Origin of the sequence: Paenibacillus sp. 453mf (assembly GCF_900116105.1) — a bacterium.
Taxonomy (GTDB): domain Bacteria; phylum Bacillota; class Bacilli; order Paenibacillales; family Paenibacillaceae; genus Paenibacillus; species Paenibacillus provencensis.
Genome location: NZ_FPAC01000007.1, coordinates 23168 through 30770, shown reverse-complemented (window position 1 = coordinate 30770; position 7603 = coordinate 23168). Strand labels below are relative to the sequence as shown.

The window sequence follows — 7603 nt, the reverse complement described above, 5'->3', positions numbered from 1 at the left end:
TTTTGTGCTGTTCACTCCGGTTGTTTTTGCTTGGACGTAGCAGATTCGGAGGAGTAATGGTCCAAGCAAAATTCGGCAATATCCTGATGTAAGTGAATCAGACACACGATCTTAAGGCTACGGAGTAACGAATAAGGCAGAAGATTTTAGATTTAGATGTTTGACGTTGAAAGGGACTATGATGCAGACTCCCCTTATAAGGATCTATTGTTTTTATCACAGCGTCTAATCTACCAAGATGAAGAATAGACCGTGAGGTGATAAGAATGAGAAACAAAGTAATAATAATGTACCTTCTGAGTTTTTTTCTCCTGCTTGATATTGTTCGTATCGTAGTACCTTCAACAGCTCATGCTTGTTCTTGTGCTGAACCTATCAGCATGGAAGAACAGATGATTCGGAAAACGGCTATTTTTACAGGAAAGCTAATCAGCCTTAGTCAACCGAACCGAGGAATAATTTCGTCTTCCGCAGATCCGGTCGCAGCACAATTTGAAGTCATTAATGTGTGGAAAGGGGATCTTGGTGCAGAAACCACGGTATACACTGCAATAAGTTCAGAAAGCTGCGGGTATGAAGGATTCGAAGTTGATGAGGAATTTATCGTTTTTGCTTCTGGACCGTATGATCAGCTCAAGACCGGTCTGTGCGAAGGGACAAAACAGCTAGGTTCTGCACAGGAAGAACTGGCCGCACTTGAGGCAGGCTATAAGCCAGTGGCAGTTACAAGTCATGAAAAAAATGCGCCGGAGATCTCCATCGTATATAAGGACACAAGATCAAGCCAAGTTTGGATTGTGCCGTCGGTGATTGCTGTTGCCATGTTAGCTGTCACTCTGCTGGTTGTATTATATAAGCGGTGGAAAAACTGATTACAGCCATGTAAGACCAGCGACATCAGCACACAAAAAAGGCGGGCTGTAATGCAGCCAGCCCGCCCAAAGAGCCCCATCCTCCATGCAGAGGAATGGGGATTTGTGAAGTTGCACTTGAACATCAAGGCGAAGCAGAAGAGCGAAGAGGACGGAATTGGAGTGAAGAAGCGGAGCGTTCGTCATTGCCGGCAGACTTCAACTGTATAATCATAGTAAGATCAAGAAGTCTGCCGGCAACAACGATCGGAACCCAATCCGTCTACGGAGCGAGCCAAGCGAGCCCTTCATCTACGGAGCAACGCATCCAATACGCCCTCCTCCGCAGCAACACCAACACAAAAAGAGCGGGCTTTAATGCAGCCAGTGCCCAAAGAGCCCCATCCTCCATGCAGAGGATTGGGGCCCTGAGGCATTTTAAGGTGTTGTGCTTTGAGCCATTGAGGCGAGCCGAAGAGCGAAGAGGACGGAATTGGAGTGAAGAAGCGGAGCGTTCGTCATTGCCGGCAGACTTTAACCGTGTAATCACAGTAAGATCAAGAAGTCTGCCGGCAACAACGATCGGAACCCAATCCGTCTACGGAGCGCCCAAGCGAGCCCTCCATCTACGGAGCAACACATCCAATACGCCCTCCTCCGCAGCAACACCAACACAAAAAGAGCGGGCTGTACAAACTGCCAGCCCGCCCAAAGAGCCCCATCCCCCATGCAGAGGAATGGGGATTTGTGAAGTTGCACTTGAACATCAAGGCGAAGCAGAAGAGCGAAGGGGACGGAATTGGAGTGAAGAAGCGGAGCGTTCGTCTTTGCCGGCAGACTTCAACCGTGTAATCACAGTAAGATCAAGAAGTCTGCCGGCAACAACGATCGGAACCCAATCCGTCTACGGAGCGAGCCAAGCGAGCCCTTCATCTACGGAACAACGCATCCAATACGCCCTCCTCCGCAGCAACACCAACACAAAAAGAGCGGGCTGTACAAACAGCCAGCCCGCCCAAAGAGCCCCATCCCCCATGCAGAGGAATGGGGATTTGTGAAGTTGCACTTGAACATCAAGGCGAAGCAGAAGAGCGAAGGGGACGGAATTGGAGTGAAGAAGCGGAGCGTTCGTCTTTGCCGGCAGACTTCAACCGTGTAATCACAGTAAGATCAAGAAGTCTGCCGGCAACAACGATCGGAACCCAATCCGTCTACGGAGCGAGCCAATCGAGCCATTCTATCTACGAAGCAACGCATCCAATACGCCCTTCCATCTCCACAGCAACACTCTCAATTCCCTATGTAACTCCGCTTATACCTGCTTCAAATAATCCACAATCGTCAGCAAGCCTTTGTCAAAGTTCTCCAGATTAAAATGCTCATTCGGTGCATGGAGGTTCTCATCCGGCAGGCCGAAGCCCATCATAACTGCGGGAGCGTTGAGTGTACGGGACAGCTTTTCTACGATCGGAATGGAGCCGCCGTCTTTTGTGAATAGAGCGCGTGTACCATACACGTTCTCGAAGGCATCCGCTGCTTTTTGCAGGAAAGGATGGCTTGGATCAATGTTAAAGGCAAATGCTTTTTCCTTGGGAGTGAAGGAGAGCTGTGCTCCAACAGGTGTATGTGCCTTGAGGTGAGCTTCGATCGCATTTAGCACCTTCTGAGGGTCTTGGTCTGCGACGAGTCTGCACGTGATCTTGGCATGGGCTTCCTTCGGAATAACTGTCTTGCTGCCTTCACCTTGGAAGCCGCCCCATACACCGTTCAGCTCCAAGGTTGGACGTGCGCCTACGCGTTCTACGAAGGAGAAGCCCTCTTCGCCAAACAGAGTATCAAGCCCCAGATCCTTTTTCAGCTGATCCTCATCAAAATTCTGCTTGGCAAATTCTTCGCGCATTTCAGAGCTTAACTCTTGTACGCCCTCATAGAACCCATCCACAGAGACACGGCCTTGTGCATCATGCAGAGAAGCAAGCAGTGACACCATGGCATGGAGTGCATTGGGAACGCCCCCGCCATATGATCCTGAATGCAAATCGGTATTCGCCGTATGAAGTGACAATTCCATGGAGCAAAGACCGCGCAGTCCTGTAGAGATTGCAGGTTTGCCTGGAGCCAGCAGCGAAGTGTCAGAGATCAGGATCGCATCAGCAGCAAGCTTGTCTGTATGGTCTGCCAGGTATAGCGGGAGATTCGGACTCGAAATTTCTTCTTCGCCTTCAATACAGAATTTAATGTTTACAGGCAGTTCCTTTTCCTGCTTCAAAATCGCCTCTACAGCCTTCACATGCAGGAATAATTGACCTTTGTCATCTGTAGCTCCGCGAGCATATAGTTTACCGTCCCGAATATCTGGTTCAAACGGCGGTGTCTGCCACAGATGGAGCGGATCTACCGGCTGCACATCGTAATGGCCATAGATCAATAGTGTTGGCTTCCCTTCTGCATGAAGATAGTCTGCAGTAACAATAGGATGACCCTCCGTAGAGTGAATCTCTACATGCTCAAGACCCGCTGCCTTCAGCTTGTCAGCTACCCATTCGGCAGCCTTCAGGACATCTCCTTTATGCTCGGACAGAGCAGAAATACTTGGAATCGTAAGCCATTCCTTTAATTCGTTCAGATGTGTCTCACGATGTTCAGCAAAATAAGCTTTATAATCAATGCCCATTCTGAATTCATCCTCCTTGATTTTAATCCTAAACAGCAGCAATGATATTGCTTTGCCCTATTATTTTACACTCTTTTCGGCAGAATACGAAATTGTACCCGGAAGAAACATGGAATTCAGCCGCGCTAGCAGGAAATGAATGGGGGATAGCGAATGCAAACAGAGAATATTCAAAAAAATTTATAAAACTATAAATCAATTTATAAAATAGTAGAATCAATTTCATAATACCTTTCGCTGCTTTAATCAAAAGTATATATAGCTTCAAATTCACCTTTTTAATGAGTTATGAAATTGTAAACTTCATAGGAAACGGGCAGGTGAGCGATTCATGAATCCGCAGCAAGTGTTGTCGAGAGAGAAAGAATACGATCCACTACCTAGTGAGAAGAAGCGGCCTTTCAAAGGCAGGTACTATCGGAAGAACCTTATCACGATTCTGCTCATCGCGAGCATACCGGGATTGATAACAGGAATCGTGATCTACTGGCTGGTTGTCTCTCAGATGGAGGAGGAGTTCGGCCGTCTGCATCAGAATCAGATTAACAATCGTGCGTTGAATATGGCCGATCAATTCTCGTATATGGAGCTTGGACTATCCCACTGGGCATTTGAGCCTCGATTCGGCGAAGAGCTGAGGAATATGGATTACGTCTATCATTTTGATCAGACAGAGGATATCGTTACAACCTTGAATGTACTGCAAGGGTCGCATCCGCTGATCGATAAGGTACAGCTCTATTTGAATGAGCCGCAGTCAATTTTGTTTAACCGCTCATATGGAGAGCTGGCTGATGAACGCATGATTCGTTCTTATCACCAATATTTAACTGACGGCAATCAGGTGTACTGGACAGACAGGCTTCCAGGGCAGCTGCTGCCGGACGGTGAGGTGAACACCGCAGAAGAACTCTTGCATACAGACTCAAGCGAAGCGCTCGTACTGGTGCATAAAATTCCTGGCAGCAGTACTGCACCGTTCGGAGCCCTCATCGTAACACTCGACAATGACAAAGTTAGAAATCTAATGAAAACGCTTACTCCATATGATCAGGGCTCGACCTTTTTGCTGGATAAGAGCGGAGAGGTGCTGGTGTCCAGTGGTGATCACAATGGGGCCTCCTCCGGTGAGCTGAACGAGCAGATTAGGCAGCAGGTTGATCTGGAGCGAAATAACGGTTCTTTTTTGTATACATTTGAGAATACAACGTATTCGGTGTCCTATGGAAAGCTGAGTCGCATTGACTCTGACTGGGTATATGTATCGGCTGCTCCGATAACGGATATTACAGCACCTTTATTGTCGGTATCCAAATTCATTGTAATGGTCAGTGCGGCAGGTTTACTTATTGCCATCCTATTATCCTGGCTGGCCTCAAGGCGCATTTATTCACCTATTGAGCGTCTGCTTGGGGTACTCGGAACGAACGAAAAAGATCCCCTTCAAGGAACTTTGCTGCATCATGACGAGTTCGAATTACTTGAAACCTACTGGAACGATCTTCTCACGGAAAGAAGCAGAGCAAGACGTAAGCTGGATGATCGGCTGCCCATGCTCCGCGGAAGCTTCGTTATGCAGCTGATTCAAGGGCATCTATCATCCCACTCGGAAGCATATCTCATCGAGCAGATGTCGGATCTCGGATTTAAGGTGGAGGACCGTCAATTCTTGCTGGTGAAGCTGAGGCTGACAGGCTATTCAAATCTAAACGGTCGTTTTAACGAGCAGGACACAGGACTTGTTACTTTTGCAGCTGTGAATATTATCGAAGAGTTTGCCGCACAGCGGTTTGAACAGGCAGCAGTCCTGAATTTTCATGATCTATCGGCCGCTGTGCTCCTGACGGGTACAGACGGGGAGTCCCTGAAGTCCGCGGCTCTCGTGTGGGGAGAAGAGCTGATGCTGGTGATCAACCGAATCATGAAGATGAACGTAACGATCTTGATCAGCAGGCCAGCGGGCCCGGTATCCGAGCTTCCGGCACTATTTCTGGAACTCGAGCAGGCAGAAGCGTTCAGAAGCATTGAGGATTTGAATCAGCTTCTGGATCTGGATGAAGAAATGCAGTTCCGAAAAATAGAAGAGGCAAGCTATCCATTCCTCCTTGAACGCGATATCGTCCAGGCAGTGCGTACAGGCAAGACGGAAGAGGCGGATCGTTTATTGTCACAATTTATGGAGGAGGCCATTAAGCAGCATACGACCGAGTACCAATTACAGCAAACGATGCTTCAGCTGCTGGCGAGCCTGCTGCACATGATGCTTCAATCCGGAGTCCCCTCTCATCAGCTGTTCAAGGGAAGAAACCTGTATGAAGAGATTGCATCCCTGAAGGAACGGGTTCAGATCGGGAAGTGGATGAGACAAGAAGTATTTCTACCTTATATCCGTTACATGGAAGAGAGATCTCATGCCGGGCTTAAGCCCGTAATTGACCGGACGATGCAGCGTATCGACGAGCAGTACATGACAGACATATCGCTGGAGAGCTGTGCAGATCAAGAAGGAATGACTCCTTATGCGCTCAGCAAAGCTTTCAAACAGGTAGCAGGAATCAATTTTATAGATTACGTGACCTACAAACGGATAGAGGCAGCGAAGGAATTGCTGAGAGAAACGGATTTGAAAATGAATGATATCGCGGATCGAGTTGGTTATCAGCACAGCTACTTTAACCGGATATTTAAGAAGCAGGAAGGAATGACGCCGGGTCAATATCGCGATCAATGGCATCAATAGCATTGTGCTGAAGAAAAGACAGCCTCTACTTGTCCTCATGGAATATTCGGTGGATTAAGTAGAGCTTTTTTATGGAGGTGAATCAATTCTAAATGAATGGATGCACAAGCTTTCACCTTATTTACAAAAAAAGTAATTCAGGCAAAAAAGTTCAATAGCACAGAAATACCCTATTTTATAAGCATCTCAAAACGCTGTAATGACGTTCATTTCTGCCGAAGTTGAGGAACGGAACAAAAAATGAATGTTGGCGGAAACGCAAAACGTTGGATAAAGTAAGGAGCATACACTTTGACAACGCTTTCAAAATGAGCGAAGAAAATGGAAAGGAGACGTCTATGAACAATGATTCGCAGATCCCGGGAATCGTCGGTTACGGCTCTCAGATCCCTAGCAAGGCGGACATTAAAAAGAATGCAAGAAAACGATGGTTGTCCCAGCTAAAACGCAACAAATGGTTGTACCTGCTGGTCACGCCTGGACTTCTTTACTTCTTAGTATTCAAATATGCGCCAATGTGGGGAATCGTCATTGCCTTCCAGGACTATCAGCCTTTTCTCGGTATCCGGGAAAGTGAATGGGTCGGCTTCGAAAATTTCACGACATTTTTCCAAAATCCTGATTTCTACAGGCTGCTGCGCAACACACTGATTCTGGCCGTGTATGATCTCGTATTTTTCTTCCCGGCTCCAATTCTTGTGGCCTTACTTCTCAATGAAATTTCAAAATCGTGGTTTAAACGAACCGTACAAACACTAGTCTATGTTCCGCATTTTGTATCCATGGTTATTATCGCAAGTATTACGTATGTATTTCTTACACCGGACGGCGGGGTTCTGTATGAGCTGATCGCCTGGATCACGGGCACACCCATTGATGTTCTATCTGATCCGGATGCCTTCAGACCGCTCATTATCATTCAGATGCTGTGGAAGGAGGTCGGCTGGGGAACGATTATTTTCTTAGCTGCGCTCGCAGGCGTAGACACCGAACAGTACGAGGCTGCTATTGTGGATGGTGCTGGACGCTTTCGTAGAATGTGGCATATTACGCTTCCAGCGATTCGAAATGTCATTATTATTCTGCTCATTCTTCGTCTGGGCAACTTCCTGGATACCGGATTTGAGCAAATCTTCCTCATGACGAACTCACTTAACCGCGATGTTGCCGATGTGTTTGATACATATGTATACCAGGTCGGTATTACTCAGGGTGCATTCAGTTATAGTACAGCGGTTGGATTATTCAAGTCGGTCGTAGGGATTATCCTCATTCTTGGAGCGAATAAACTTGCCAAGAAATTCGGTCACTCTGGCATCTACTAGACAAAATATCTGC

5 protein-coding genes are annotated in these 7603 nt (G+C 47.2%); 4 read left to right on the top strand and 1 reads right to left on the bottom strand.

The features are described from left to right. Window positions 1–266 precede the first annotated feature (266 nt). Together BM415_RS20860 and BM415_RS20855 are read left to right on the top strand one after the other, a co-directional pair. On the top strand, window positions 267–872 hold the full coding sequence (locus BM415_RS20860) for a hypothetical protein (RefSeq protein ID WP_091161032.1): 606 nt from the start codon (window positions 267–269) through the stop codon (window positions 870–872). A 95-nt stretch (window positions 873–967) separates the two neighbouring features. After that, the gene (locus BM415_RS20855; protein WP_091161031.1) at window positions 968–1909 is read left to right on the top strand and encodes a hypothetical protein; all 942 of its coding nucleotides are present in this window, start codon (window positions 968–970) and stop codon (window positions 1907–1909) included. A gap of 254 nt (window positions 1910–2163) precedes the next feature. Here the strand turns inward: BM415_RS20855 and BM415_RS20850 are convergent, their stop codons facing one another. Further along, the gene (locus tag BM415_RS20850) at window positions 2164–3519 is read right to left on the bottom strand and encodes a dipeptidase (protein ID WP_170862583.1); all 1356 of its coding nucleotides are present in this window, start codon (window positions 3517–3519) and stop codon (window positions 2164–2166) included. A 337-nt stretch (window positions 3520–3856) separates the two neighbouring features. On the opposite strand from BM415_RS20850, the gene BM415_RS20840 reads away from it, so the two are divergent. Together BM415_RS20840 and BM415_RS20835 are read left to right on the top strand one after the other, a co-directional pair. After that, window positions 3857–6265 carry an AraC family transcriptional regulator gene (locus tag BM415_RS20840; RefSeq protein ID WP_091161026.1) on the top strand — a complete coding sequence of 803 codons (2409 nt, stop codon included), beginning with the start codon at window positions 3857–3859 and terminating at the stop codon, window positions 6263–6265. Between the two features lie 338 nt (window positions 6266–6603). After that, the gene (locus BM415_RS20835) at window positions 6604–7590 is read left to right on the top strand and encodes an ABC transporter permease (RefSeq protein WP_091161024.1); all 987 of its coding nucleotides are present in this window, start codon (window positions 6604–6606) and stop codon (window positions 7588–7590) included. Window positions 7591–7603: the final 13 nt, after the last annotated feature.

Excerpts from the sequence above, each read along its gene's own strand:
- BM415_RS20860 (WP_091161032.1), top strand. The coding sequence starts at position 267 with ATGAGAAACAAAGTAATAATAATGTACCTTCTGAGTTTTTTTCTCCTG.
- BM415_RS20835 (WP_091161024.1), top strand. The coding sequence starts at position 6,604 with ATGAACAATGATTCGCAGATCCCGGGAATCGTCGGTTACGGCTCTCAG.
- BM415_RS20855 (WP_091161031.1), top strand. The coding sequence starts at position 968 with ATGGGGATTTGTGAAGTTGCACTTGAACATCAAGGCGAAGCAGAAGAG.
- BM415_RS20840 (WP_091161026.1), top strand. The coding sequence starts at position 3,857 with ATGAATCCGCAGCAAGTGTTGTCGAGAGAGAAAGAATACGATCCACTA.